General features: G+C 67.8%; 23 protein-coding genes. 13 read left to right on the top strand and 10 right to left on the bottom strand.

Going from position 1 to position 23,238, the window contains the following annotated elements:
* Positions 1-82 precede the first annotated feature (82 nt).
* From GTH22_RS18285 to GTH22_RS18295, 3 genes are read left to right on the top strand one after another with little or no spacing between them, the layout of a single operon-like run.
* Entirely contained in the window at positions 83-646 is a 564-nt protein-coding gene (locus GTH22_RS18285) for a tripartite tricarboxylate transporter TctB family protein (RefSeq protein ID WP_252947022.1), read from the top strand.
* Positions 646-2,163: a tripartite tricarboxylate transporter permease gene (locus GTH22_RS18290; RefSeq protein WP_252947023.1), complete on the top strand. Its 1,518-nt coding sequence runs from the start codon at positions 646-648 to the stop codon at positions 2,161-2,163. The genes GTH22_RS18285 and GTH22_RS18290 overlap by 1 nt, the downstream gene beginning before the upstream one ends.
* A complete protein-coding gene (locus GTH22_RS18295; RefSeq protein ID WP_252947024.1) occupies positions 2,160-2,996 on the top strand; it encodes a shikimate dehydrogenase in 837 nt (278 codons plus the stop codon). The genes GTH22_RS18290 and GTH22_RS18295 overlap by 4 nt, the downstream gene beginning before the upstream one ends.
* Here the strand turns inward: GTH22_RS18295 and GTH22_RS18300 are convergent.
* From GTH22_RS18300 to GTH22_RS18315, 4 genes are read right to left on the bottom strand one after another with little or no spacing between them, the layout of a single operon-like run.
* On the bottom strand, positions 2,930-3,799 hold the full coding sequence (locus GTH22_RS18300; protein WP_252947025.1) for an ATP-binding cassette domain-containing protein: 870 nt from the start codon (positions 3,797-3,799) through the stop codon (positions 2,930-2,932). The genes GTH22_RS18295 and GTH22_RS18300 overlap by 67 nt on opposite strands.
* Entirely contained in the window at positions 3,796-4,743 is a 948-nt protein-coding gene (locus GTH22_RS18305; protein ID WP_252947026.1) for an iron chelate uptake ABC transporter family permease subunit, read from the bottom strand. Before GTH22_RS18305 ends, GTH22_RS18300 begins: the two co-directional genes overlap by 4 nt.
* Positions 4,736-5,707 (bottom strand): iron chelate uptake ABC transporter family permease subunit, encoded by a 972-nt coding sequence (locus GTH22_RS18310; protein WP_252947027.1) that lies wholly within the window; start codon positions 5,705-5,707, stop codon positions 4,736-4,738. Before GTH22_RS18310 ends, GTH22_RS18305 begins: the two co-directional genes overlap by 8 nt.
* Positions 5,704-6,609, bottom strand: coding sequence for a siderophore ABC transporter substrate-binding protein (locus GTH22_RS18315; RefSeq protein ID WP_252947028.1), 906 nt, complete (start codon positions 6,607-6,609; stop codon positions 5,704-5,706). The genes GTH22_RS18310 and GTH22_RS18315 overlap by 4 nt, the downstream gene beginning before the upstream one ends.
* 93 nt (positions 6,610-6,702) lie before the next feature.
* Here GTH22_RS18315 and GTH22_RS18320 point away from each other — a divergent pair, with 93 nt between their 5' ends.
* The 3 genes from GTH22_RS18320 (at position 6,703) to katG (ending at position 11,532) form a co-directional block, all read left to right on the top strand.
* Entirely contained in the window at positions 6,703-7,011 is a 309-nt protein-coding gene (locus GTH22_RS18320) for a DUF2218 domain-containing protein (protein ID WP_252947029.1), read from the top strand.
* 149 nt (positions 7,012-7,160) lie between these two features.
* The gene (locus GTH22_RS18325; protein ID WP_252947030.1) at positions 7,161-9,128 is read left to right on the top strand and encodes a TonB-dependent receptor domain-containing protein; all 1,968 of its coding nucleotides are present in this window, start codon (positions 7,161-7,163) and stop codon (positions 9,126-9,128) included.
* Positions 9,129-9,342: 214 nt separating this feature from the next.
* Positions 9,343-11,532: a catalase/peroxidase HPI gene (katG, locus tag GTH22_RS18330; RefSeq protein WP_252947031.1), complete on the top strand. Its 2,190-nt coding sequence runs from the start codon at positions 9,343-9,345 to the stop codon at positions 11,530-11,532.
* A gap of 87 nt (positions 11,533-11,619) precedes the next feature.
* On the opposite strand, the gene GTH22_RS18335 is transcribed toward katG, so the two are convergent.
* Both GTH22_RS18335 and GTH22_RS18340 read right to left on the bottom strand, forming a co-directional pair.
* Positions 11,620-12,342 carry an IclR family transcriptional regulator gene (locus GTH22_RS18335; protein WP_252947032.1) on the bottom strand — a complete coding sequence of 241 codons (723 nt, stop codon included), beginning with the start codon at positions 12,340-12,342 and terminating at the stop codon, positions 11,620-11,622.
* Positions 12,335-12,754 (bottom strand): acyl-CoA thioesterase, encoded by a 420-nt coding sequence (locus GTH22_RS18340; RefSeq protein WP_252947033.1) that lies wholly within the window; start codon positions 12,752-12,754, stop codon positions 12,335-12,337. Before GTH22_RS18340 ends, GTH22_RS18335 begins: the two co-directional genes overlap by 8 nt.
* 88 nt (positions 12,755-12,842) lie before the next feature.
* On the opposite strand from GTH22_RS18340, the gene GTH22_RS18345 reads away from it, so the two are divergent.
* From GTH22_RS18345 to GTH22_RS18375, 7 genes are all read left to right on the top strand, one after another.
* Positions 12,843-13,961 carry an FAD-dependent monooxygenase gene (locus GTH22_RS18345; RefSeq protein WP_252947034.1) on the top strand — a complete coding sequence of 373 codons (1,119 nt, stop codon included), beginning with the start codon at positions 12,843-12,845 and terminating at the stop codon, positions 13,959-13,961.
* On the top strand, positions 13,958-15,478 hold the full coding sequence (locus tag GTH22_RS18350; protein WP_252947035.1) for a benzoate-CoA ligase family protein: 1,521 nt from the start codon (positions 13,958-13,960) through the stop codon (positions 15,476-15,478). Before GTH22_RS18345 ends, GTH22_RS18350 begins: the two co-directional genes overlap by 4 nt.
* A gap of 67 nt (positions 15,479-15,545) precedes the next feature.
* Positions 15,546-16,724 (top strand): ABC transporter substrate-binding protein, encoded by a 1,179-nt coding sequence (locus GTH22_RS18355; RefSeq protein ID WP_252947036.1) that lies wholly within the window; start codon positions 15,546-15,548, stop codon positions 16,722-16,724.
* 56 nt (positions 16,725-16,780) lie between these two features.
* A complete protein-coding gene (locus GTH22_RS18360) occupies positions 16,781-17,704 on the top strand; it encodes a branched-chain amino acid ABC transporter permease (RefSeq protein WP_252947037.1) in 924 nt (307 codons plus the stop codon).
* A 163-nt stretch (positions 17,705-17,867) separates the two neighbouring features.
* A complete protein-coding gene (locus tag GTH22_RS18365; protein WP_252947038.1) occupies positions 17,868-18,827 on the top strand; it encodes a branched-chain amino acid ABC transporter permease in 960 nt (319 codons plus the stop codon).
* Positions 18,824-19,567, top strand: coding sequence for an ABC transporter ATP-binding protein (locus tag GTH22_RS18370; RefSeq protein WP_252947039.1), 744 nt, complete (start codon positions 18,824-18,826; stop codon positions 19,565-19,567). Before GTH22_RS18365 ends, GTH22_RS18370 begins: the two co-directional genes overlap by 4 nt.
* Complete coding sequence (locus GTH22_RS18375) at positions 19,567-20,268, top strand: ABC transporter ATP-binding protein (RefSeq protein WP_252947040.1); 702 nt, start codon at positions 19,567-19,569, stop codon at positions 20,266-20,268. Before GTH22_RS18370 ends, GTH22_RS18375 begins: the two co-directional genes overlap by 1 nt.
* Before the next feature lie 122 nt (positions 20,269-20,390).
* On the opposite strand, the gene GTH22_RS18380 is transcribed toward GTH22_RS18375, so the two are convergent.
* From GTH22_RS18380 to GTH22_RS18395, 4 genes are read right to left on the bottom strand one after another with little or no spacing between them, the layout of a single operon-like run.
* On the bottom strand, positions 20,391-20,627 hold the full coding sequence (locus GTH22_RS18380; RefSeq protein WP_252947041.1) for an Lrp/AsnC ligand binding domain-containing protein: 237 nt from the start codon (positions 20,625-20,627) through the stop codon (positions 20,391-20,393).
* Positions 20,628-20,661: 34 nt separating this feature from the next.
* Positions 20,662-21,420 (bottom strand): LamB/YcsF family protein, encoded by a 759-nt coding sequence (locus tag GTH22_RS18385; protein WP_252947042.1) that lies wholly within the window; start codon positions 21,418-21,420, stop codon positions 20,662-20,664.
* Positions 21,417-22,433, bottom strand: a complete 1,017-nt coding sequence (locus GTH22_RS18390; RefSeq protein WP_252947043.1) for a biotin-dependent carboxyltransferase family protein — start codon at positions 22,431-22,433, stop codon at positions 21,417-21,419. Before GTH22_RS18390 ends, GTH22_RS18385 begins: the two co-directional genes overlap by 4 nt.
* Positions 22,430-23,146, bottom strand: a complete 717-nt coding sequence (locus GTH22_RS18395) for a carboxyltransferase domain-containing protein (protein ID WP_252947044.1) — start codon at positions 23,144-23,146, stop codon at positions 22,430-22,432. The genes GTH22_RS18390 and GTH22_RS18395 overlap by 4 nt, the downstream gene beginning before the upstream one ends.
* Positions 23,147-23,238: the final 92 nt, after the last annotated feature.

A 23,238-nucleotide genomic window follows, 5' to 3' on the forward strand; every position in this document is an offset into this window, starting at 1 on the left:
GACCTGACATCGGGCGCCGCCGTCAGCCACGACGCAGCGCGCCCGCCTTCAACCCGCTTTCACACCAATCACGGAGCCCGACATGGACTCTCCCGACCCGCAGTACCGCAACGGCATCCCGGGCGACCAGGACGGCCCGCAAACCGCGCGCCGCCCGGGCGAACTCGTGTTCACCCTGCTGCTTTGCCTCGCAAGCCTCTACCTGCTCTGGAGCGCCTACGGGATCGCCGGGTTCGACGCGCTCTCCAGCCCCGGTGCCGTACCGATGGGCACCACCGCGATTATGGTGATCGCCTCCGTGATCCTGCTCGCCCGCACCGCGCGCCTGCCCAGGGTGTTGGGCGAAAAGCTGGGCGACGAAGTGCTCCCATGGGTCGTGCTCATCTTTGCCGGTCTGCTCGTGGTCTTCTCGCTCCTGCTCCAGCCGCTGGGCTTTCTGCCGACCGCCTTCCTGTTCCTGGTGGCAGCGATCAAGATCCTCGGGCGGCGCAGCTGGGGTTTCACGCTCACGGTGTCGCTCGCCTCGCTGGTCGTGATCTGGGTCATCTTCCGCGTGGTCTTCACCGTCCTCATGCCCTCGGGCATCGTGCCTGAGGCCGAGTTCATCCAGCTCATGCGCAATCTCTTCAACGGCGGGGGCGCATGATGGAAACGCTCGCAGCCCTCTTCACCGTCGTCACCCAGCCCGAACTTCTGGCCATGGTGGCGATCGGCACCTTCCTCGGCATCTACGTCGGCGCGATCCCGGGCCTTTCGGTCACGATGGCGGTGTCGATCCTGATCTCCTTCACCTTCTCCTGGGACGTCTACCCTGCCATCTCGCTGATGATCGGCATCTACATGGGCGGGGTCTACGGCGGGGCGCGAACGGCGATCCTGCTCAACATCCCCGGCGCCCCCTGCGCAATCGCAACCGCGATGGACGGCTATCCGATGGCGCAACGCGGCGAGGCCGGGCAGGCCATCGGCGTGACCACCACGATGTCGTTCTTCGGCGGGCTTGTCGGCATCGCCGTGTTGGCCGCTGCCGCGCCCCTGGTGTCGGACTTCGCGCTGCGCTTCCAGCCGCGCGACTACATGCTGCTGGCCGTGCTGGGCATCCTGCTGGTCGGCTCGCTCTCGCAGGGCTCACTGGTGAAGGGCATTTTCGCCGGGGCGCTGGGCATCGCCATCGGCGCGGTCGGGCGCGATCCGCTCACTTTCACCGAGCGCTTCACCTTCGACTTCCAGATCATGGAAGGCGGCATCAGCTTCATTGCAGTGATGATCGGCATGTTCGGCGTTTCAGAGGCGCTGCTCCAGCTGCGCCACGTCGGCCAGCCTACGGTCCGCCAGAAAATCACCCGCATCGTCCCCTCGCTTTCCACCGTGCGCAAACACCTGCCGCTCAGCCTGCAAACCTCCACCATCGGTGTGGTGATCGGCGCGCTTCCCGGCACCGGCGGCGACATTGCTGCACTCATGGCCTACGACCACGCCAAGCGCGTCACCAAGAACCCCGAGCGCCCCTTTGGACAGGGCGCGATGGAGGGGCTGGTCGCGCCCGAAACCGCCAACAACGCCGCCGTCGGCGGGGCCTTCATCCCGATGATGACGCTGGGCATTCCGGGCGATGCGGTGACGGCCATCATGATCGGCGCGCTCTTCATCCACGGGCTCAATCCGGGGCCGATGCTGATGGTCGACCAGCCAGACATGTTCTGGTTCATCGTTGGCGCCCTGGTCACGGCCAACTTCTTCATGCTGCTGTTCGGGCTCACCGGCATCCGGCTCTTCACCAAGATCGTCGAGATGCCCCGCGCGGTGCTGATCCCGCTGATCATGCTGCTCTCCATCGTCGGCGCCTATGCGGTGAACAACTCGCTGACCGATGTCTACTGGATGCTCGGCTTCGGGGTCTTCGGCTACTTCATGCGCCACTACGGCTACCCGCTCGGCCCGGTGATCCTCGGCGTGATTCTCTCCCGCCTGCTAGATGACAACTGGCGCCGCGCGATCATCTCCGAGCGCGAAGACTTCTGGCGCTTCATGGGCGGCGTCGTCAGCTCGCCGCTGTCGCTGACCCTCTTCATCGGCGTCATCCTCATCTTCGTGTCGCAAACCCCGCTCTGGACATGGGGCAAGGCCCGCCTCTTCGGACGCAACAAGGAACCCCAGCAATGACCGCCCTCAAGCTCGGCCTCATCGGAGACAACATCGCCAAGTCCAGCGCCCCCCGGCTGCACGGATTTGCGGGGGCGCAGAATGGCATCGAGGTGCAGTATGACCGGCTGGTGCCGGCGCAGATGGGCGAGGCCTTCGAGGAGGTCTTCGCCAACTGCGCCCCGCGCGGCTATCGCGGCATCAACGTGACCTACCCTTACAAGGAGCGCGCCGCCGAGAAGGTGGCGATCGAAGATCCGCTGGTGAAGGCCATGGGCGCGGTCAACACCGTACTCTTCGAGCCGGAGGGGCCGCAGGGGCACAACACCGATTACACCGGCTTCATCGCCGCCTACCGCGTTGCGCGGGGCGAGGACGCGCCGGGCGTGGCCTGCCTCGTCGGCACCGGCGGCGTGGGCCGTGCGCTGGCCTTCGGGCTGGTGGCACTCGGCGCCTCAGAGATCCGCCTCTGCGACCGTGACACCGCCAAGGCCGAGGCGCTGGCCGCCGATCTGGGGGCGCTGCCCAAGGCCCCGCGCCTCGTGGTCGAGCCCGATGCCCGCCGCGCCAGTTCCGGCGCTGCCGGCCTGCTCAACGGCTCACCGCTGGGGATGGACGGGATCGGCGGAAATGCCTTTCCCGACGGGGCGACCAAGGGCGCGACCTGGGTGTTCGATGCGGTCTACACGCCGGTCGAAACCCCCTTCGTGGCCGAGGCCCGCGCCGGCGGGCTGCAGGTGATTTCAGGCTACGAGCTGTTCTTCTGGCAGGGCGTGCATGCCTGGGGTCACTTCTCGGGCACACCGCTCGACGAGGCGGCGCTGCGATCCGCGCTGGCAGCCCCCGCGGGCTGAAACTCCGCGCCAATCTCCCCTGCGCCGCTCTCCACCGGGTCGCTCGGCACCACCACATCGGCACCGCGCACCCGCACCACATCGAGCCCGGTCTCGAACAGCCCGCTCAGCACGCCCTTGGTCATCGCAAGGCTGCGCGGCCCCGATTTCACGATCTGCCCGTCCTTCAGCGCAATGATCCTGTCGGCATAGCGGGCGGTCGCGCCGAGGTCGTGCATCACGATGATGATGCTCCGCTCGCCCTCCACCCCGGGGCGCGACATGGCGTGAAGCCGCTCCATCAGGTCGCGCACGTGGCGCGGATCGAGCGCGGCAAGCGGCTCGTCGAGAAGCAGCCACGGGGTTTCCTGCGCCCAGGCCATGGCAACGAAGGCCCGCTGGCGCTGCCCGCCCGAGAGCGTGTCGATCTGGCGATGGGCCAGGTCGCCAAGGTCGAAGTGGGCGAGCGCATCGGCCACCATCTGCCGGTCGCGGGCCGAGGGGCGGCCCTTGTGGTAGGACCAGCGGCCGAAGGTCACGAGATCCTCCACCGTCAGCCGCGCCGTCACCTGATCGGTCTGCATCAGCAGCGCCACCAGCCGCGCCCGCGCCATCGGCGCGATCCCGGCCACGTCCTGCCCCTCCACCTGCACCCGCCCCTCATCGGCGGGCAGAAGCCCGGCGATGGCGTGCAGCAGGGTCGACTTGCCCGCCCCGTTCGGCCCGATCAGCGCGGTGATCCCGCCGCTGCCGAAGTTGAGCGAGAGGTCGCGGAGCACGGGCTTTTCGCCCCGGTTCACGGTGAGGTTGGCAATCCGGATCAACGGGCTGACCTTTTGAGCAGGAGGACGAGAAACAGCAATCCGCCGAGAAACTCGACCACCACGGCGAGGGTGGATTGCAAGCCGAGCAGCCGCTCGAACACGAACTGCCCGGCCACGAGGATCGCGGCACCGATCAGCGCGGCGGCGGGGATGAGGGTGATGTGCCGCCAGCTTCGGGTGAGCCGGTAGGCGAGGCTGGCGGCGATCAGCCCAAGGAAGGTGACAGGCCCGACAAGCGCGGTCGAGAGCGCGACCATCAACGCCACCAGCGCAAGCCCGAGCAGCACCACCCGGTCATGGTCCAGCCCGATCCCCCGCGCGGTCTGCCGCCCCAGCCCGGCCGCATCGAGCGAGGGGGCGAGCCAGAGCGCTCCGGCAAGGGTGGCGGCGAGGGTGAGGCTGGCAATCGCCAGCACGGCGGGGTCGACGGCGGTGAAACTGGCAAAACTCGCCTGCTGCACGATGGCAAATTCCGAGGGGTCGAGCAGGCGCTGCGCAAAGCTGGTGAGCCCGCGCAGGAAGATGCCGAGGATCACCCCGGTCAGCACCATCCGCAGAATGTCCGAAGCCCCGCGCCGCAGCAGCAGGGCAAAGAGCGCAAGGCTTGCGGCCACGAGGCACCCGGCCTCGGCAAAGAACTGCACCATCTGCCCGGTCCCGGCCTGCGCCGCGCCGCCGAAGAGCAGCACGATCGCGGTCTGGATGAAGATGTAGAGCGCATCGAAGCCCACGATCCCCGGGGTGAGCAGCCGGTTCTCGGTGATGGTCTGAAAGATCACCGTCGCCGCCCCGATCGCCGCGCCCACCACCAGCAACGAGGCCAGCTTGGTGGCCCTCAGCGTCAGGATGAACTCGACTGGCGCGCGCAGATTCCACGCCAGAAAGAGCGCGATGAACAGCGCGAGCGCGAGGGCGAGGGGCAGGAGGCGGCGGGCGTCAGGCATTGCTGTTCTGCCTCTGTCTGAGGCGGCGTGGGGCGGCGTTGAGCAGCCACAGGAACAGCCCTGCGCCCAGCACCGCAAAGATCGTGCCCGCCGGAATTTCGTAGGGCCAGCGCACCACCCGCCCGATGATGTCGCAGGCCAGCACCGAGACGGCCCCGAGCCATGCGGTCAGGCCGAGGTTGCGGCGCAGGTTGTCGCCCCGCCAGCGCGAGATGATGTTGGGCACCACGAGGCCGACAAAGGGAATGGCGCCCACCGTCACCACCACGGCAGCGGTGATGACCGCCACCAGCAGCAGCCCGGCCAGCAGGGTCTGGCGGTAGTTGAGGCCAAGCGAGCGGGCGGCGTCCTCTCCGAGGCCGAGCAGGGTGATCCGGTCGGCGGCGATGTAGAGCAGCGGGGCCAGCACGGCGACGATCCAGAGCAGCTCGTAGCGCCCGGCCAACACCCCCGAGAACTCGCCCGACATCCAGGTGCCGAGGTATTGCAGCAGGTCGGTCGTCCAGGCCAGCCAGAGCGCGGCGGCACCGAGAATGCCGCCATAGATCAGCCCCACCAACGGCAGCAGCACCGGGTCGCGGCGCGGCACCCGGCGGGCCAGCAGCAAAAAGCCCAGCGTGCCCAGCAGCGCGGCCCCGGCGGCCACCGACATCTTCACCATCAGCGCCGCGCCCGGTGCCACGAGGGTGACGGCGAGCAGCCCCAGCATGGCCGCCTCAGGCGTGCCGACCAGCCCCGGCTCAACCAGCCGGTTCTGCACCGCCATCTGCACCACCACACCCGCCAGCGCCAGCCCGGCCCCGGCCAGCAGGGCGGCAAGGGTGCGCGGCACGCGGCTGACGGCAATCAGCAGCCCGCTGTCCACGTCTCCCGAAAAGAGGCTCGCCGCCCCGATCAGCACCGAGGTGCAGATCAGGACGGCGAGGATCAATCCGGCGGTGAGCCAAAGCGTCTTGCGGCTCAATTGCTGGCCCCGGCGCCCTCCAGCGCCGTGGTGACCTCACCGATGGAGCCCAGCATCGAGTTGATGCCACCCCCGGCGAGGTAGAGCGGGGCAGGGTCCAGATACACGATCTGTCCGGCCTTGCCCGCCTTGGTGCCCGCAACCAGCGGCGTGTCGAGCACGGCGGCAGCGGCCTCGCCCTCCTGCCCGATGGCGGCGCCACGGTCGATCACGAAGATCCAGTCCGGGTCGGTTTCGGCCACGAACTCGAAGGAAACCGCCTCGCCATGGCCCTCGGCCACGATGTCGGGGAAGGCCTCGGGAATGCCGAGGGTGGTGTGCAGCCAGCCAAAGCGGCTGTCGTCGCCATAGGCCGAGATCTTGCCGCCGTTCACCAGCAGGATCAGCGCATCGCCCTTGCCTTCGGCAGCGGTCTGCGCGCCGGCAACGGCCTCGTCGAGCTTGGCCTCCAGCGCGGCAGCCTGCTCCTCGGCACCGAACAGCTTGCCATAGGCCTCCAGCCGGGCCTTGCCCTCGCCCACCACGTCAAGGCCGATGGTCATGTCGAGCGTCGGAGCGATCTGCGAGAGCGGCTCCACCTGCTTCTGCGAGCGGCCCCCTGCGACGATCAGATCGGGGCCGAGCGAGGCCAGCGCCTCGAAATCCGGCTCGAACAGGCTGCCCACGGGCTGGGCTGCCGCAAAGACATCGGCCAGGTAGGCCGGCGGGGTGAACTGGGGCACGGCGGCAATTGTGACACCGAGGGCCGAGAGCGTGTCGATCGCGGCAATGTCGAGCGCCACGACGGTTTCGGGCGCTTGCGGGGCGGCCACCGGGCCTGCGGCGGTTTCGATCTCGACGGACTGGGCCGCCACCGCGCCGGGCAGCAGGACCAGGGCAGCGAGGGGAACGAACGATTTCATGGGGCCTCTCTTGGGGTTCGGTGTTCAGGGCTGGACAAACCCGATTCATTTCATCAGGTTTATACCCGACAAAAGAACTCAGAGATTAGACAGATGCAAGAGCAACTCCATGACACCGGCAGGTTTTCGACCAAACTGGCCAGCAAGTACCTGCAACAACTGTGCAAACATTTCGCCCACAAGATTGAGGTGAGGTTCGATGAAACCTTTGGCGAGGCGGCCTTGCCGGTCGGTCCCGCCGTGCTGAAGGCCGAACCCGACGCGCTGGTGGTCACCATCACGGCTGCCGACGAGGAGGGCCTGCAACGGGCACGGGGCGCGATCGACAACCACCTCGTGCGCTTCGCCTTCCGCGAGAACTTCGAAAAGATGGACTGGGAACGCCTCGCAACCGCGTCCTGAATGCAACGGTCCTTCTCGAAGGGCCGCAGCTTCTTGACTCTTTTGGTCAACTAATCCAGTCGAGCCGCAATCCGAGCCGCCAGCCGACGTGTCCAAGCGTCTTTCGTGCCAGCCAGCCGACACCACGAAAGAACTTGGGACACCACGTCATGAACATCCAAATGCGGGCCATTCTGCTGGCCTCCGTCTCCGCTCTGGCCGCCAATGCCGCCGCCGCGCAGGAGGTGATCGACCTCGAGGCCATCCGGGTCGAGGCCGACGCCGCGCAGGACGCGCTGGGCAACGTCGAAATCTCCTCCGAGGAGATCGCGGAGCGCAACGCCGCCAGCACCGACGAGCTCTTTGCCGGGCAATCCGAAATCATCGCCAGCGGCGGGGCCGTCATTGCCCAGAAGGTGCTGGTGCACGGGCTCGAAGAGAGCAACCTCGCTGTCACCATCGACGGCGCGCGCCAGAACAAGGGCGCCTTCCACCACACCGGCAACGTGCCGCTCGATCCGTTCCTGCTGAAGCGCGTGCAAGTCAGCTCCGGCCTCGCCCCCGCCGATGCCGGCCCCGGCGCGCTGGCGGGCATCATCGCCTATGAAACCAAGGACGCCCGCGACCTGCTGGAGCCCGGCGCCACCGTCGGCGGTTTCACCGGCCTCACCTTCGGCTCCAACGGCGGCACCTTCCGCCGCTCGGCGGCGATCTACGGCATGCAGGGCGGCTTCGACTACCTCGTCGGCTACTCGCGCCAGACCGGCGACGACTACGAAGACGGCGCCGGCACCACCATCGGCGGCACCGAGCCCGACATGACCGACTATTTCGCCAAGGTCGGCTACACCACCGACAGCGGCAAGCGCTTCGTCTTCTCCGCCGAGCACGTGTCCGACCAAGGCCTCCGCGCCTTCCAGGGCGGCATCACCCGCCCCGACTTCACCGAAGTTCCGGGCCGTGCCACCACCTACGACGTCGCCGTGACCGAGCGCACCAGCTACAGCTTCACCTATACCGACGAGAACCCGCAGGGCATCTGGGCCCCCACGATCCAGCTCGCCTGGAACGAGCAGTATGTCGACGCGGGCGCCGTGGCCGGCCGCAACACCTCGCTCTCCGGCAAGGTCGAAAACGCCTTCTCCATGGGCAACGGCGTGCTGACCGCCGGGCTCGACTTCTTCTCCGACGAGGCCGAGGCGCTGGAAAGCGACGCCTACTACCTGCCCAACGGCAAGGAGCGGATCGACAGCATCGGGGTCTACGCCCAGATGCGGCAGGACGTGAGCGCGCGCGTGTCGCTCTCCTACGGCATCCGCTTCGACAGCCAGACCTTCAAGGGCGCAGACGGCCAGGAGTTCTCCGACTCCGGCATCAGCGTCAACGGCTCCGCCGACGTGATCCTGTCCAACAGCCTCACCCTCAACGTGGGCGTGGCCTCGGTCTGGGGCGGCTACGAGCTGAACGAGGCGGCCCTCATCGGCCGCTCCGACCTGACCGGCAACACCGCCTATAACTGGGACAACTACGGCCCCCAGACCACAAGCCGCGCCAACAACGCCCGCATCGGCCTGCGCTACGAGCAGGGCCCGTGGCAGGCCGGCTTCGCGCTGTTCCACACCGAACTGGAAGGGGTCGACAACGCCTTCTACCCCAACGACTACACCGGCGATCTGGCGAGCTACAACGTCACCTCCCGCGGCTTCGACGCCAAGCTGCGCTACACCGGCGCACGCGGCTACATCGAAGGCAACTGGACCTATGCCGACGTGAGCGTCGAAGACCAGCCGGTCGGCACCACCAGCTACTACATCGGTCGTCCGGTGGGCCATGTCATCGGCCTCTCCGGCGCCTACGAGCTGAACGACCAGTGGATGATCGGCGGCACCGCCGAGATCGCGCTGGAACAGGACGAGGTGCCCACCGGCTACGCCCCGCTCGACAGCTACGAAGTGCTCAACCTCTGGACCACATGGACCCCGCGCGCCTACGAAAACCTCACCGTGCGGCTGGATGTGAAGAACGTGTTCGACACCACCTACACCGGTCGCGGCAATGACGGCGACGGCTTCTCCCGCGTGGTGCCGCTCACCGAGCCGGGGCGCACAATCCTGCTCTCGGCCAACATGAAGTTCTGACGTTTCCCTCGGAACAGGGGAAGGGGGCGCTCTCGGGCGCCCCTTTTCTTGTTGGCTCGCCGGCATCCAATAACATGTGCTTATCGCTCCTCATCGCATTTCCAATTTTTCCTGATAGCGCTCTCTTGCTACGGTGCGGACACATGGGGGGAATCGCCACGCCGCAGGGCGCTGGCTCTCTTCCCGACGCCACATCCAGCTACAGGAGCGCCCGATGGACGGAGCCGAACTTTCAAACATCAGCAAATGCCCGGTGATGCACACCCTCGCGGCACGCGGCAACAAGGACTGGTGGCCAAACCAGCTCAATCTGAAAATCCTCAACCAGAACGCGCCCGGCACCTCGCCGCTGAAAGGGTTCGACTACGCCGAGGCCTTCAAGGGGCTGGACCTCTCCGCCATCAAGGCAGACCTCCACGCGCTGATGACAGACAGCCAGGACTGGTGGCCCGCCGACTTTGGCCACTACGGCCCGTTCTTCATCCGCATGGCATGGCACTCCGCCGGCACCTACCGTACCGCCGATGGCCGTGGCGGCGCGCGCTCCGGCTCCCAGCGTTTTGCCCCGCTCAACAGCTGGCCCGACAACGCCAACCTCGACAAGGCCCGCCGCCTGCTCTGGCCGATCAAGGCCAAGTACGGCAACGCGATTTCCTGGGCCGACCTGATGGTGCTCACCGGCAACGTCGCGCTCGAGTCGATGGGCTTCAAGACCTTCGGATTTGCCGGCGGCCGGGCTGACGTGTTTGAGCCCGAGGAAGATATCTACTGGGGTGCCGAAGACGAGTGGCTCGCCCAATCCGACGCGCCCAACTCCCGCTACTCCGGCGACCGCGAGCTGGAAAACCCGCTCGCCGCCGTGCAGATGGGCTTGATCTACGTGAACCCCGAAGGCCCCGACGGCAACCCCGACCCGCTGGCCTCGGCGCGTGACATCCGTGAAACCTTTGGCCGGATGGCCATGAACGACGAGGAGACCGTTGCGCTCATCGCCGGCGGCCACACCTTCGGCAAAACCCACGGCGCCGCAGATGCCGCAAACGTCGGCTTCGAGCCCGAGCAGGCCGGCATGGCCGAGCAGGGCTTCGGCTGGATCAACAGCCACGGCACCGGCATGGGCGCCGACACCATCACCTCGGGCCTCGAGGTGACCTGGACCTCGACGCCGACCAAATGGTCCAACGGCTACTTCGACAACCTCTTCGGCTTCGAGTGGGAGCTGACCAAGTCGCCCGCCGGGGCCCATCAGTGGACCCCGAAGGACTGGAACGGCGAGCATGCCGTGCCCGACGCGCACCGCGAGGGCGAAACCCACGCCCCCACCATGCTCACCACCGACCTCGCCCTGCGGTTCGACCCGATCTACGGGCCGATCTCCAAGCGCTTCCACGAAAACCCGGAAGAGTTTGCCGATGCCTTTGCCCGCGCCTGGTTCAAGCTGACCCACCGCGACATGGGGCCGAAGGATCTCTACCTCGGCGCCGAAGTCCCGGCAGAAGACCTGATCTGGCAGGATCCGATCCCGGCCGTCGATCACCCGCTGGTGGACGCCGCCGATATCGCCGCGCTGAAGCAGAAGCTCCTCGCTGCGCTGCCGGTGTCCGACCTCGTCAAAACCGCCTGGGCCTCCGCTTCCACCTTCCGCGGCTCCGACCTGCGCGGCGGGGCCAACGGCGCGCGCATCCGTCTCGCACCGCAAAAGGACTGGGAAGCAAATGAACCCGCCGAGCTGGCCCGCGTGCTGGGTGTGCTCGAAGGGATCAAGTCCGAGTTCGACGGGCAGGGCGCCAAGAAGATCTCGCTGGCCGACCTGATCGTGCTCGGCGGCTGTGCTGCCGTCGAGAAGGCCGCCGCCGATGCCGGTTCGCCGACCGAGGTGCCCTTCACCCCGGGCCGGATGGACGCAAGCGCCGAGCAGACCGATGCCGAGGCTTTTGAGCCGCTCGAACCCCGCGCCGACGGCTTCCGCAACTACATGGGCGGCAACTTCTCGGTCTCCGCCGAAGAGATGCTGGTGGACCGGGCCCAGCTCCTCACCCTCACCGCCCCCGAGATGACGGTGCTGGTGGGTGGTCTGCGGGTGCTCGGGGCCAACTACGGCGGCTCCAAGGCAGGTGTCTTCACCACCCGCGAGGGCCAGCTGACCAACGACTTCTTCGTCAACCTGCTCGACATGTCGACCAAGTGGGAAGACGCGGGCGACGAAAAGGTCTTCATCGGCAAGGACCGCAAGACCGGCGAAAAGAAGTTTGACGCCACCCGAGTCGATCTGGTCTTCGGCTCCAACAGCCAGCTTCGGGCGATTGCCGAAATCTACGGCCAGTCCGATGCGCAGCACGGGTTCGTCGAAGACTTCATCGCCGCCTGGGCCAAGGTGATGGACGCCGACCGCTTCGACGTCTGATCGCGCGTTAGCACAACGAAACAAGGGCGCAGGGGAACCTCTGCGCCCTTTTTCATGTGCCATGCAGGCGGGCGCGCCCGCCCCGGCCTAAACCGCCGAAAGCCCCGCGCAAAACGTCTTCAGCGCAGCCACTTCCGCCCGATCCGCCCCGCAAATCACCGGGTCCGTCCCGTAAAGCGTCACCGCCGCGCCGATCTCGCCCTGCCAGTCCAGCACCGGAGCCGAAATTGCCGCCAGCCCGGGGATCAGGTCGCCGCTCACCTGCGCGTATCCCGCCGCCCGGACCTCTGCCGCGAGGACGGCGGCGTCCCGTCCCGGCTCCAGCGCCAGTTCCTCCGCCAGTCGCCCCGACACCACCGCCTCCGGTGCCCAGGCCAGAAAGGCGCGGCCCGAGGCCGAGTTCAGCAGCGGCATCACGGTGCCCAGCCCCAGTGTCGTGACCACGAAGCGCGGCGCGCGTTCCCAGCGCACCACCGTCGCGCCCGCGTTGCCCCAGACCGAGAGCAGGGCGGTCAGCCCGGTCTGCTCCACCAGTTCGGGCAGCGCATCGGCGGTGCGGTTCACCAGCTCCATCCGCGCCATTCCGGCCACGCCAAGCGCCACCGCGCCGGGGCCGAGGTCGTATTTGCCCGAGCGCCCGGCCTGGCTCACCAGCCCGGCGGCCATGAAGCTGGCCAGGTAGCGGTGCGCCTTGCTGGCAGGCATCCCCGCCTCCCGCGCAATCTCGCTCAGCCCGACAGGCCCGCCCTGCTGCGAGAGCAGCTTCAGCAGCCCCAGCGCCGCGTCGAGAGAACTGAGCCCCTCAGCCATCGACCATCTCCCGGAACGGCTCCATCGACCCGGCCCTTATGCCGCCCGCACCGTCCTCCACGAAGATCGCCCGCACCTCCTCGCCCTCGATCACGACCCGCTCGCCGACCCGCGCGATATAGCCCAGCGTCATCGTCCGCTTCGACCAGTTCACCGCCCGCATCTCGACTCGCAGCAGCTCGCCCTCCAGCCCCGGCGTCCGAAACCGCCCGCTCGCCGAAACCAGCCCCAGCCCGCGCGATTGCAGCGCGCGGCGCAGGGCATCATGGCCGCCGTGACGGGCCGCGACATAGCTGTGAAAGCACCGGTCGAACCAGCGGAAGTAGTTGGGATAATAGACAATTCCCGCCGGGTCGCAGTCTCCGAAGCTGATCGCGATCTCCAGCAGGTGCAGCGGGCTGCTGTCGTCCATAATTTCCACTCCGTGAAATCAGTTGCGTAATACGGAATTACCGCCTAGCCTCACCCTGACACAAGACCAAACCGCAGGGGAGGGCGGAATGGCAGAACTTTCCTCAATCGCGATCTGTGGTGGCGGCCCCGGCGGGCTGGTCGCGGCGATCCTCGCCGCCCGCACCTTTCCCGACGCCCGCATCACCCTGCACGAAGCCGCGCCGCGCGGCGTGACATGGGGCTTCGGCGTGGTCTTCTCGACCCAGGCGCTCGACTTTCTCGCCGCCGACGATCCCGAAACCCACGCTCTCATCACGCCCCGCATGGAGCGCTGGCAGAACATGGTTCTCAACCACCCCGATGGCGCCGTCACCCTCGACGGCATCGGCTTTGCTGCCATCGGCCGGCTCGAGCTGCTCACCATCCTCACCGCCCGCGCCGAGGCCCTCGGCGTCGATCTCCACTTCGGCTCCGAGGTCGACCCGTCGAGCCTCGCCGCCGATCTCGTCATCGGCGCAGACGGCCTCAACTCCCGCACCCGGAGCGCCGCCAACGCGCCCGAGCTGTCGCACATGTCCAACCGTTTCGCATGGTTCGGCACACCGCGTCCCTTCAACGCGCTGACCCAGAGCTTCATCCGCCACCCCAAGGGCGCGCTGAACGCCCACCACTACCGCTACGCCCCCGACATGAGCACCTTCATCGTGGAGCTGGAGGCAGAGGCCTTCGCCGCCCACGGGCTGGCGGAGATGGACGAGGAAGAGAGCGCCGCCTACTGCGCCGCGCTGTTCTCGGAGGTTCTAGAGGGCGCGCCGCTGCTCACCAACCGTTCAATCTGGCGGCAATTTCCCAGGCTCTGGTGCGAGCGCTGGACCACCGGCAACGTGGCCCTGCTGGGCGATGCCGTCCACACCGCGCATTTCTCCATAGGCTCCGGCACCCGGCTGGCGATGGAAGATGCCATCGCCCTCAACGCCGCCCTGCGCGACGCGCCCAGTCTTCAGGCCGGCCTCGCCGCCTACCAGCAGGCCCGCCCCCCGATCGCCCGCAAGATCGTCACCGGCGCCAACACCTCGGCGCAATGGTACGAGACCTTCTCCCAGCGCCTCGACCAGCCGCCGCTCGACTTCGCCATGTCCTACATCACCCGCTCGGGCCGCGTGCCGCCGGAAAAGCTCCGCGCCCTCTCGCCCGGCTTCATGGCGCAATACGAGGCCGCCCGATGATCGACCCCGTCACCAACCCGCCCGGCGCCGCCGAGATCGGCTTCACCAAGGCCGCCCACGCCAACTGCGCCGAGATCCTCTGGCAGAACCTCGCCCGCAACCCCGAGGCCCGCGCCCTTACCGGCCCCGCCGGCGACCTGACCTACGCCGAGCTCATCGCCAAGGCCGCCCAGTGGGGCCACGCCTTCGCCGCCCACGGCCTCGCCCCCGGCGACCGCATCGCGCTGTTTCTCGACGACACCCCCAGCTTTCCCGCCGCCTTCTTCGGCGCCACCCGCGCGGGCTTCGTGCCGGTGCTGCTCAACACCATGACCCCGCCCGAGCTGCTGGCCTTCTACCTCACCGACAGCGGCGCCCCGCTCGCCGTGACCGAACCCCACTACGCCGACCGCTTCCCCAAGGGCGCCCCGGTCATCACCGATCACGCCGCCTTCACCCAAGGCCGGCCCACCACGCTCGACGCCGCTCCCACCGGCCCCGACGACATGGCCTTCTGGATGTATTCCTCCGGCTCCACTGGCCGCCCAAAGGGCATCGTCCACCTGCACCACGACATGGCCTATTCGCAGGCCAGCTTCGCCGCCCACGTGCTGCACCTGCGCCACGATGATGTCTGCTTTTCCGTGCCCAAGGCCTATTTCGCCTACGGCTTCGGCAACAGCATCACCTTCCCCTTCGCCATCGGCGCCTGCACCCTGCTGATGCCCGACCAGCCCAAGGCCGATGCCGTGCTCGACATGATCGAGGCGCACGCTCCCACGGTCTTCTTCGGCCTGCCCACGCTCTACACCGCGCTCATCAACGCCCCCGGCGTGTCCGCGCGCGACCTCTCCTCGCTGCGCCAGTGCATGTCCGCCGCCGAGATCCTCAGCGAAGACGTCGCAAACCGCTGGAAGGCGCTCACCGGCCTCTCGCCCATCGAAGGGCTGGGCAGCACCGAAATGCTGCACGTCTACCTCTCCAATACGGCGGACGACATGCGCCATGGCGCGGCGGGCAAGCGGGTGCCGGGCTACGAGATTGAGCTGCGGGAGGGCGGGGTGATGTTCGTGCGCGGCCACTCCTCCGCGCCCGCCTACTGGAACCGCCCCGACAAGACCGCCGAAACCATGCAGGGCGACTGGATCAACACCGGCGACCGCTTCGAGGAGCGCGAGGGCTTCTACTACTTTCAGGGTCGCGCCGATGACCTGGTGAAGGTCTCCGGCCAATGGGTCTGGCCGCTCGAGGTGGAGCGCGCCCTGAACGAACACCCCGAGGTGCACGAGTCCGCCGTCCTCGCCCACGAGCTGCCCGACCGCCGCATGACCCTCTCCGCCCTCGTCTCGCTCCGCTCCGGCCCGGGCGACGCGGGCGCGGTGAAGATGCTGCAGGACCACGTCAAATCCACCCTGCTGCCCTACAAGTACCCCCGACAGATCACCTTCGTGAAAGACCTGCCCAAAACAGGCACTGGAAAAATCGACCGGCAGGCTGTCAAATCGCTCTTACAGGGAAATGAGAAGAATATTGCCTAATTCAGCAATATAGTGCACAAAACTCACGGTGGCCGGTGCAAACGCGGCCCCACATAGGGAGGAAAACATGAACAAGCTACTGACAGCGGCCCTTGCGGCCAGCTTTGCAGCCACCGGCGCCTTTGCCGAGTCGGTCAAGATCGGGTTCGTCACCACGCTCACCACGCCCGCGGCGGTGATCGGCAAGGATATGGAAAACGCGGTGAACCTCGCGGTCGAACATCTCGGCGGCAAAGCCGGGGATCTCGACATCGAGGTCATCTTCGGCGATGACCAGTTCGCCCCCGAAGCGGGCAAGCAGGCCACCGACAAGCTGGTAAAGCAGGACGACGTCGATTTCGTCGCCGGGTATATCTGGTCCCACGTGCTTCTCGCCTCGCGCAAATCGGTGCTCGATGCCGGCAAGTTCCTGATCTCGGCCAACGCCGGCCCCTCGCAGATGGCCGGCAAGCTCTGCGACCCCAACTTCTTCTCCACCTCTTGGCAGAACGACCAGACCCCGATGGCGCTGGGCGAGGTGCTCAACCAGCAGGGCGTGAAATCACTCTACCTGATGGCCCCCAACTACGCCGCCGGCAAGGACATGACCGCGGGCGTGGAGCGCACCTTCAAGGGCGAGATCGCCGGCAAGGACCTCACCAAGTGGGGCGCCGACGCACAGCTCGACTTCTCGGCAGAGCTGGCCAAGGCCAAGGCTTCGGGCGCAGGCGGGCTGTTCGTCTTCTACCCCGGTGCCGCCGGTGGGGCCTTCATCAAGCAGTATGATCAGGCCGGCCTGAAAGACACGCTGCCGCTCTACTCGGTCTTCACCGTCGACGCGCTCTCCCTGCCCAAGCTGCAAGAGGCCGGTTTCGAGGCGGTGCTCGGCTCGCAGACCACGCAGGAATGGGACCCGACGCTCGACAACGAAGCCAACAAGAAGTTCGTCACCGACTTCAAGGCCAAGTTCGGCACCTACCCGAGCTACTACGCGGCCCAAAGCTACGACTCGATCATGCTGATCGCCTCCGCCGTGGCCAAGGTCGGCAATACCGAGGACAAGGACGCCCTGCGTGCCGCCCTCAAGGCCGCCGAGTTCGACTCGGTGCGCGGTGATTTCAAGTTCGGCAAGAACAACATCCCGGTGCAGGATTTCTACCTGCGCGAGGTGGTGGCCGATGCCGATGGCACCTGGACGACCAAGGTTGTGAGCACCGTCTTCGAAGACCACGTCGACAGCTTCGCCGCCGAATGTTCGATGGAATGACCTGAAATCCGGGCGGGCAGGGGCCTTTCCCTGCCCGCCCAACACGCGAGACCTCCGTGGACACCTCTCTCCTCATCATCCAGACGCTGAACGGGCTGCAACTGGGCCTGCTGCTGTTCCTAGTCGCCTCCGGGCTGACGCTGGTCTTCGGCATCCTCGATTTCGTCAACCTCGCCCATGCCTCGCTCTACATGATCGGCGCCTTCGTCTGCGCCTCGCTGACCTATCTCGTCGGCAATTTCTTTCTGGCAGTGGTGCTGGCCCTGCCGGTGACGGCGGCGCTCGGCTGGGCGGTGGAACGATTCGTGGCGCGCCCGCTCTATGCCCGCGACCACCTCGACCACGTGCTCGCCACCTTCGGCCTGATCCTCGTGTTCGATACGGCAGCGCACCTGATCTGGGGCCCCGAGGGCATCGCCGTGCCCCTTCCCGAGGCGTTCCAGGGCCAGCTCGCCCTCTCCGAAACCCTCGTCATCCCCACCTTCCGCCTCGTCATCATCGCCGCCGGGCTGGCGGCGGCGGGGGGGCTCTACTGGATGGTCACCTTCACCCGCCTCGGCATGCTGATCCGCGCCGGGGCCTCCAACCGCACCATGGTCGCCGCGCTCGGCATCAACATCGAGCTGCTCTTCGGCCTCGTCTTCGCGCTGGGCGCCGCGCTCGCCGGGCTGGCGGGCATGCTGATCGCCCCGATCACCGAGGCCTCCATCGGCATGGGCAACCAGGTTATCATCACCGCTTTCGTGGTCATCATCGTCGGCGGCATCGGCTCGATGAAGGGCGCCTTCATCGCCGCCCTGCTGATCGGCCTCATCGACACGCTGGGCCGCTCCTTCCTCGACGACATCTTCAAGCTGGTGATGTCCCCCGACGCCGCCGAAAACTCCGCCCCCGCCATTTCCGCCATGCTGATCTACATCATCATGGCCTGCGTGCTCGCCCTGAAGCCGCAGGGCCTGTTCCCGCCGAAGGTGCGGTGAGGCTGATGGCGCTCCAGAAAAGATTCAATGCCTCCGGCGGGGATATTTTCCGCAAGAAAATGCGCAATTTGAGTCAAATTGTCCGCGTTCCGGCGCCCCTCCCTGCCCATTTTCTTGCTGCAAATACTCACTCCACAGTGCAGCCGGGCGCGGAGGCCCGCAGATGACGTCACGCACCCTCATCACCCTCGCCGCCATGGCCCTTCTCGCCGTGCTGCCGCCGGTGTTCTACTTCACCGGCAACGCCTTCTGGCTCGATCTGGCCACGCGGCTGGTGATCCTCGCCATCGCCGCGGTCAGCCTCAACCTGATCCTCGGCTACGGCGGGCTGGTGAGCTTCGGCCATGCCGCCTACGTCGGCCTCGGGGCCTATGCCGTCGGCATCCCGGCCTATCACTGGCTCTACGGCGGGCTCGAGCACCTCGGGCTGGCCACCACATCGGGGCTGGTCCAGATCCCGCTGGCCATGGCGGTCTGCGCCCTCTTCGCCCTCGTCACCGGCGCGATCTGCCTGCGCACCAAAGGCGTCTACTTCATCATGATCACCATGGCCTTCGCCCAGATGGTCTATTACGCCATCGTCTCGGTCGAGGAATACGGCGGCGACGACGGGCTGGTGATCGACACCCGCTCCGAGCTGCCCGGGGTCAGCCTTGATGATCCGCTGCAACTCTTCGGCCTCGCCTATGTCTCGCTGGTGGCGGCGATGCTGATCGTGCGGATGATCACCCGCTCGCGCTTCGGCATGGTGCTGCGCGGCGCCAAGGGCAATGCCGAGCGGGTGCAGATGATGGGGCTGAATCCTTACGCCTACCGCCTCACCGCCTACGTGATCTCCGGCGCCATGGCGGGCTACGCGGGCGCGCTGCTGGGCAACTTCACCACCTTCATCTCGCCCGAGATGATGGATTGGACCCGCTCCGGCGAGCTGATGTTCATGGTCATCCTCGGCGGCGCCTCCACCACCGGCGGCCCGGTGCTGGGCGCGGCGGCCTTCATCATCCTCGAGGAAGTGCTCAGCCACTTCACCATCTACTGGCACCTGCCCTTCGGCCTGCTGCTGATCGCCGTGGTGCTCTTCACCCGCGGCGGGCTGATGGGCATGTTCGGAGGGCGCAAATGAGCCTGCTCGAAACCCGCGGCCTGATGAAGAGCTTCGGCGGCATCCGCGCCACCGACGACCTCACCCTTTCCGTCGAGGTGGGCGAGCTGCATGCCATCATCGGCCCCAACGGCGCGGGCAAGACCACGCTGATCACCCAGCTCTGCGGCACCCAGACACCGGATGCCGGGCAGGTGCTGTTCAAGGGCCGCGACATCACCGCGCTGGCCCCGCACAAGCGGGCGCGCCTCGGGATCACCCGCAGCTTCCAGATCACCTCGCTGATCCTCGACATGACCGTGCTAGAAAACATCGCCCTCGCGGTGCAGGCCCGTCAGGGCTCGTCGTTCCGCTTCTTCCGGGCGGCGTCGAGCATCCCGGCGATCCGCGACCGGGCGATGGCCTTGCTCGACCGCGTCGGCCTGGCCGAGAAGGCCGCTATGGAAACCCGTGCGCTCTCCCACGGCGAGCACCGGCACATGGAAATTGCCGTGGCGCTGGCCAGCGAGGCCGAGCTGATGCTGCTCGACGAGCCCATGGCCGGCCTCGGCCCCGACGAGAGCGCCCGCATGGTGGCGCTGCTGACCGAGCTGAAGGGAAGCCACACCATCGTGCTGATCGAACACGACATGGACGCCGTCTTTGCCCTCGCCGACCGGATCTCGGTGCTGGTCTACGGCCATATCATCGCCACAGGCGACCCGGCCGCGATCCGCGCCAACAAGGAGGTCGAAGCCGCCTACCTCGGGGAGGAAGCCTGATGCTGAAGGTCGAAGGCCTCCAGGCCCATTACGGCCCCTCCCAGGCGCTGTTCGACATCTCGCTCGAGGTCGGCGCCGGGCAGGTGGTGACGCTGCTGGGACGCAACGGCATGGGCAAGACCACCACCATCAGCGCGATCATGGGCATCCGAAAGCCCTCCGCCGGGCGCATCCGCCTCGACGGCACCGAACTGGCCGGCATGCCCTCGCACCGCATCGCCAATCTCGGGCTGGGGCTGGTGCCGGAGGGGCGGCAGATCTTTCCCAACCTCACCGCGCGTGAAAACCTCGTGGCCACCGCCTCCAACCACCTCGACCAGCCCGAACCCTGGACGGAAGCACGGGTCTACGCGATGTTCCCCGAGCTGGAGGCGCGGGCGTCGTCCATGGGCAACCTGCTGTCGGGCGGCGAGCAGCAGATGCTCGCGATCGGCCGGGCGCTGATGACCAACCCGCGCCTGCTTATCCTCGACGAGGCCACCGAGGGCCTCGCCCCGCTGGTGCGCGCCCGGATCTGGGAGGCCCTCGGCGCGATCCGCGACACCGGCCTGTCGATCCTCGTGGTCGACAAGAACCTGCGCGACCTGATGCGGCTGGCCGATCGGCACGTGGTGATCCAGCGCGGCGAAACCGTCTGGCAGGGCAGTTCGGCCGAGCTGGAGGCCGACGGCGCGGCACGGGAGCGATACCTGGGGCTGTAGGGCGCGGTCATCCTCGGGGCGCAGTCATCCTCGGGCTTGACCCGAGGATCTCTCGACCGTCAGGGGATCCTCGGGTCAAGCCCGAGGATGACGGCCCGCAACCAAAATCAGTCAAGCCCTCTTCAGAACGCCTTGAAGGTCAGCGTCGTCAGCGTCCGCTCCACGCCCTTCACCTTCGATACGTTCTCCGAGATGAACTGGCCGATATCCACGTCCTCGGGCGGGTAGAGCTTCATCAGCAAGTCCCATTCGCCGGAGGTCGAGTAGAGCTCCGAGTGGATTTCCTCCAGCACAAGGGCCTTGGCCACCTCGTAGGTGGTGCCCGGGGTGCAGCGGATCTGGACGAAAATGGCGCTCATATCTGGTCTCCTCGGGTGTCAGGCTAGCCAGAAATCAGAGCGGCGCAAGCGCCCATCCGGCACCCTCCAGCCGCGCCCGCACGGCGCGGGCAATCGCCAGCGCCTCGGGGCCGTCGCCGTGCAGGCAGATGCTGTCGATCCGGGTCGGGATCTGCTTGCCGCTTGTGGCGATGATCGCCTGCGCCTCCACCATCCGCAGCACCCGCGCAGCGGCTTCGTCAGGGTCGTGGATCATGGCGCCGGGCTTCTTGCGGTCGACCAAAGTGGCATCTTCCTCGTAGCCCCGGTCGGCAAAGATCTCGCAGGCGATCTGCGCCCCCAGCGCCTCGGCGGCGCGTTGCTGGGCGGTCTGGGCAATGGTCATCAGCACGAGGTCTGGCTTCACCGCCAGCGCCGCCTCGTAGCAGGCCCGCGCCATGGCCTCGTCTTCCGCCGCCATGTTGGCCAGCGCCCCGTGCAGCTTGAGGTGGCGCACCGTGCCCCCGGCGCGGGCCGCAACCGCCATCGCTGCCCCGAGCTGATAGGTCACCAGATTGCCAAGCTCCTGCGACGAAAGCGAAATCCGCCGCCGCCCAAAGCCCTGCAAGTCCGCAAACCCCGGATGCGCCCCGATGCCGACGCCCCGGCGCAGCGCCTCGCCCATGGTGGCGGCCATCGTATCGGCATCCCCGGCATGAAAGCCGCAGGCCACGTTGGCCGATGTCACCACCTTCAGGATCTCTGCATCCTGCCCCATGACCCAGGGGCCGAAACTTTCGCCCATGTCGGCGTTCAGGTCGATCGTCCGGGTCATTCGTCCTCCAACTCGTTGCCGCCTGTCACGCCGCTCACCAATTGGTAGCTCAGCAGGTCGGGAATGTCGCGGGGGTCGCGCAGGCGCGGGCGCAGGGCCTTGCGCAGCCGCGCCTGCACCGCCGCCTCGCTCTCCCACGCAGCATCCGCCTCGGCAAGGCTCACCTCCTGAAAGCGCAGCGCCTCGCCCGCCTGCGCCTGCGCCAGCCGGGGCAGGTCGGCGGCAATCACCGTGCCGATCCGCGGGTAGCCACCCACGGTCTGGCTCTCGGCCAGCAGCACGTAGGGGCGTCCGTCACCCGTCATCTGGATGTCGCCGCCAGTGATGAAATCCGAGGCGAGGCCGCTGGTCTCGCTCTCGAAGGCCGGGCCCTCGAAATCCAGCCGCACCCCCTGCCGGTTGGCCTGCGGTGCCCGGCTGAACTCGGTGCCGAAGAACCGCGCCCGCACCTCGGGCGCAAACAGCCCGCTCTGCGGCCCCGGCATCACCCGCAGCGCCCCGCCGCCCAGCCGTGGCTCCGGCTCCAGAACAAGCGCCGCGGCCTCGGGCGCATCATCCGGGCCCAGCGCGATGTCGTCGCCCGCCGCCACAAAACGCCCGACCCCGGCCAGCAGGTGCGCCGCCCGCGCGCCCAGCCATTCCTCGCCCAGAACGCCCCCCGCGAAGGCAAGGTAGCCATAGGCCCCGGCCTGCGCGCCGCCGACCCGCAGCACCTCGCCGGGGGCGAGCAGCGCGGTTTCGCAATGGCCCAGCGGGCGGCCCTCGATCTCGGCCTTCATCCGTGCGCCGGTGAGGCAGATGCGGGTTGGCGCATCCACCGCAAACCGCCCGCCCGCGCCGGCCATTTCCAGCGCCGCCAGCGGGTGGTGCTGCCCCAGCAGCGCGGCGGCCTCCAGCAGCGCCAGCCGGTCGGCCGCGCCACCGCGCGCAAGGCCCTTGGCAATCCATCCCGGCCGGCCCATGTCCTGCACAGTCACACCCGGGGCGATGTCGAGCACCCGCAGCACGCTCATGCCGCGCCCTCGCAGATTGCCCCGCCCAGCGGCTCCCCCTCCAGCGCCTCCACCTCGCCCGCCGTCACCGCCTCGAAGCGCAGTGCATCGCCGGGGGAGAGCACAAAGGGCGCCTCCGCCTCGCGCCGGAAGGGGCGAAAGGCGCAGCGCCCGACCATCCGCCAGCCGGTCACGGTATCGGTCGGAAACAGCACAAGCTGGCGCACCGCCACCACCAGCGCCCCGGCGGGCACCTTCGGGGTGAGGTCGCGCTGGCGCGGTATGTTCCAATGTTCCGGCAGGTAGCCGAGGTAGGGCATCCCCGGCGCAAAGCCGATCGCCCGCACCCGCAGCTCCGCCGCCAGCAGCTCGGCGCGCGCCTCCGCCTCCGTCAACCCGGCCAGCTCAGCGGCCTCCGCCAGCGGCTCCCCCTCCAGCGCCACCGGCACCCGCCACAGCCTGCGCGGCGGCGGGTCGTACAGCCCGCCCCAGTCCTGCGCCGCCAGCAGCGCCTCCGCCCCGGCCACAACCTCGGCCCGCGTGCGCCTGCCGGGGTCGAAGCGCAGCAGCACCGAGGCCAGCGCCGGGGCCACCTCCTCGGCCAGCCCCTCCGCCTCCGCCGCAAAGCGGGCCACCGCCGCGCTCGCCTGCGGGCTGACTGCGCGGGCAAAGCGCACCAGCACGCCATCCTGCCCGAGCGGCAGCACTTCCGGGGTGATCTCGGCTCCATCCATACCCCCAGTCTCCCCCGGCCAACCTCCGCCTACAATATGCACAAAAATGCAAAGTTGCGCGACGACGCTTGATCGGCTCGGCGCAATGTGCA

The sequence above is a fragment of the Oceanicola sp. 502str15 genome (assembly GCF_024105635.1).
GTDB lineage: Bacteria > Pseudomonadota > Alphaproteobacteria > Rhodobacterales > Rhodobacteraceae > Vannielia.

Coding starts and splice junctions, on each gene's coding strand:
- GTH22_RS18315 (WP_252947028.1), bottom strand. CDS start 6,609: ATGAAATCGTTCGTTCCCCTCGCTGCCCTGGTCCTGCTGCCCGGCGCG.
- katG (WP_252947031.1), top strand. CDS start 9,343: ATGGACGGAGCCGAACTTTCAAACATCAGCAAATGCCCGGTGATGCAC.
- GTH22_RS18290 (WP_252947023.1), top strand. CDS start 646: ATGGAAACGCTCGCAGCCCTCTTCACCGTCGTCACCCAGCCCGAACTT.
- GTH22_RS18355 (WP_252947036.1), top strand. CDS start 15,546: ATGAACAAGCTACTGACAGCGGCCCTTGCGGCCAGCTTTGCAGCCACC.
- GTH22_RS18285 (WP_252947022.1), top strand. CDS start 83: ATGGACTCTCCCGACCCGCAGTACCGCAACGGCATCCCGGGCGACCAG.
- GTH22_RS18340 (WP_252947033.1), bottom strand. CDS start 12,754: ATGGACGACAGCAGCCCGCTGCACCTGCTGGAGATCGCGATCAGCTTC.
- GTH22_RS18320 (WP_252947029.1), top strand. CDS start 6,703: ATGCAAGAGCAACTCCATGACACCGGCAGGTTTTCGACCAAACTGGCC.
- GTH22_RS18350 (WP_252947035.1), top strand. CDS start 13,958: ATGATCGACCCCGTCACCAACCCGCCCGGCGCCGCCGAGATCGGCTTC.
- GTH22_RS18390 (WP_252947043.1), bottom strand. CDS start 22,433: ATGAGCGTGCTGCGGGTGCTCGACATCGCCCCGGGTGTGACTGTGCAG.
- GTH22_RS18370 (WP_252947039.1), top strand. CDS start 18,824: ATGAGCCTGCTCGAAACCCGCGGCCTGATGAAGAGCTTCGGCGGCATC.
- GTH22_RS18380 (WP_252947041.1), bottom strand. CDS start 20,627: ATGAGCGCCATTTTCGTCCAGATCCGCTGCACCCCGGGCACCACCTAC.
- GTH22_RS18295 (WP_252947024.1), top strand. CDS start 2,160: ATGACCGCCCTCAAGCTCGGCCTCATCGGAGACAACATCGCCAAGTCC.
- GTH22_RS18375 (WP_252947040.1), top strand. CDS start 19,567: ATGCTGAAGGTCGAAGGCCTCCAGGCCCATTACGGCCCCTCCCAGGCG.
- GTH22_RS18335 (WP_252947032.1), bottom strand. CDS start 12,342: ATGGCTGAGGGGCTCAGTTCTCTCGACGCGGCGCTGGGGCTGCTGAAG.
- GTH22_RS18395 (WP_252947044.1), bottom strand. CDS start 23,146: ATGGATGGAGCCGAGATCACCCCGGAAGTGCTGCCGCTCGGGCAGGAT.
- GTH22_RS18365 (WP_252947038.1), top strand. CDS start 17,868: ATGACGTCACGCACCCTCATCACCCTCGCCGCCATGGCCCTTCTCGCC.
- GTH22_RS18345 (WP_252947034.1), top strand. CDS start 12,843: ATGGCAGAACTTTCCTCAATCGCGATCTGTGGTGGCGGCCCCGGCGGG.
- GTH22_RS18305 (WP_252947026.1), bottom strand. CDS start 4,743: ATGCCTGACGCCCGCCGCCTCCTGCCCCTCGCCCTCGCGCTCGCGCTG.
- GTH22_RS18385 (WP_252947042.1), bottom strand. CDS start 21,420: ATGACCCGGACGATCGACCTGAACGCCGACATGGGCGAAAGTTTCGGC.
- GTH22_RS18325 (WP_252947030.1), top strand. CDS start 7,161: ATGAACATCCAAATGCGGGCCATTCTGCTGGCCTCCGTCTCCGCTCTG.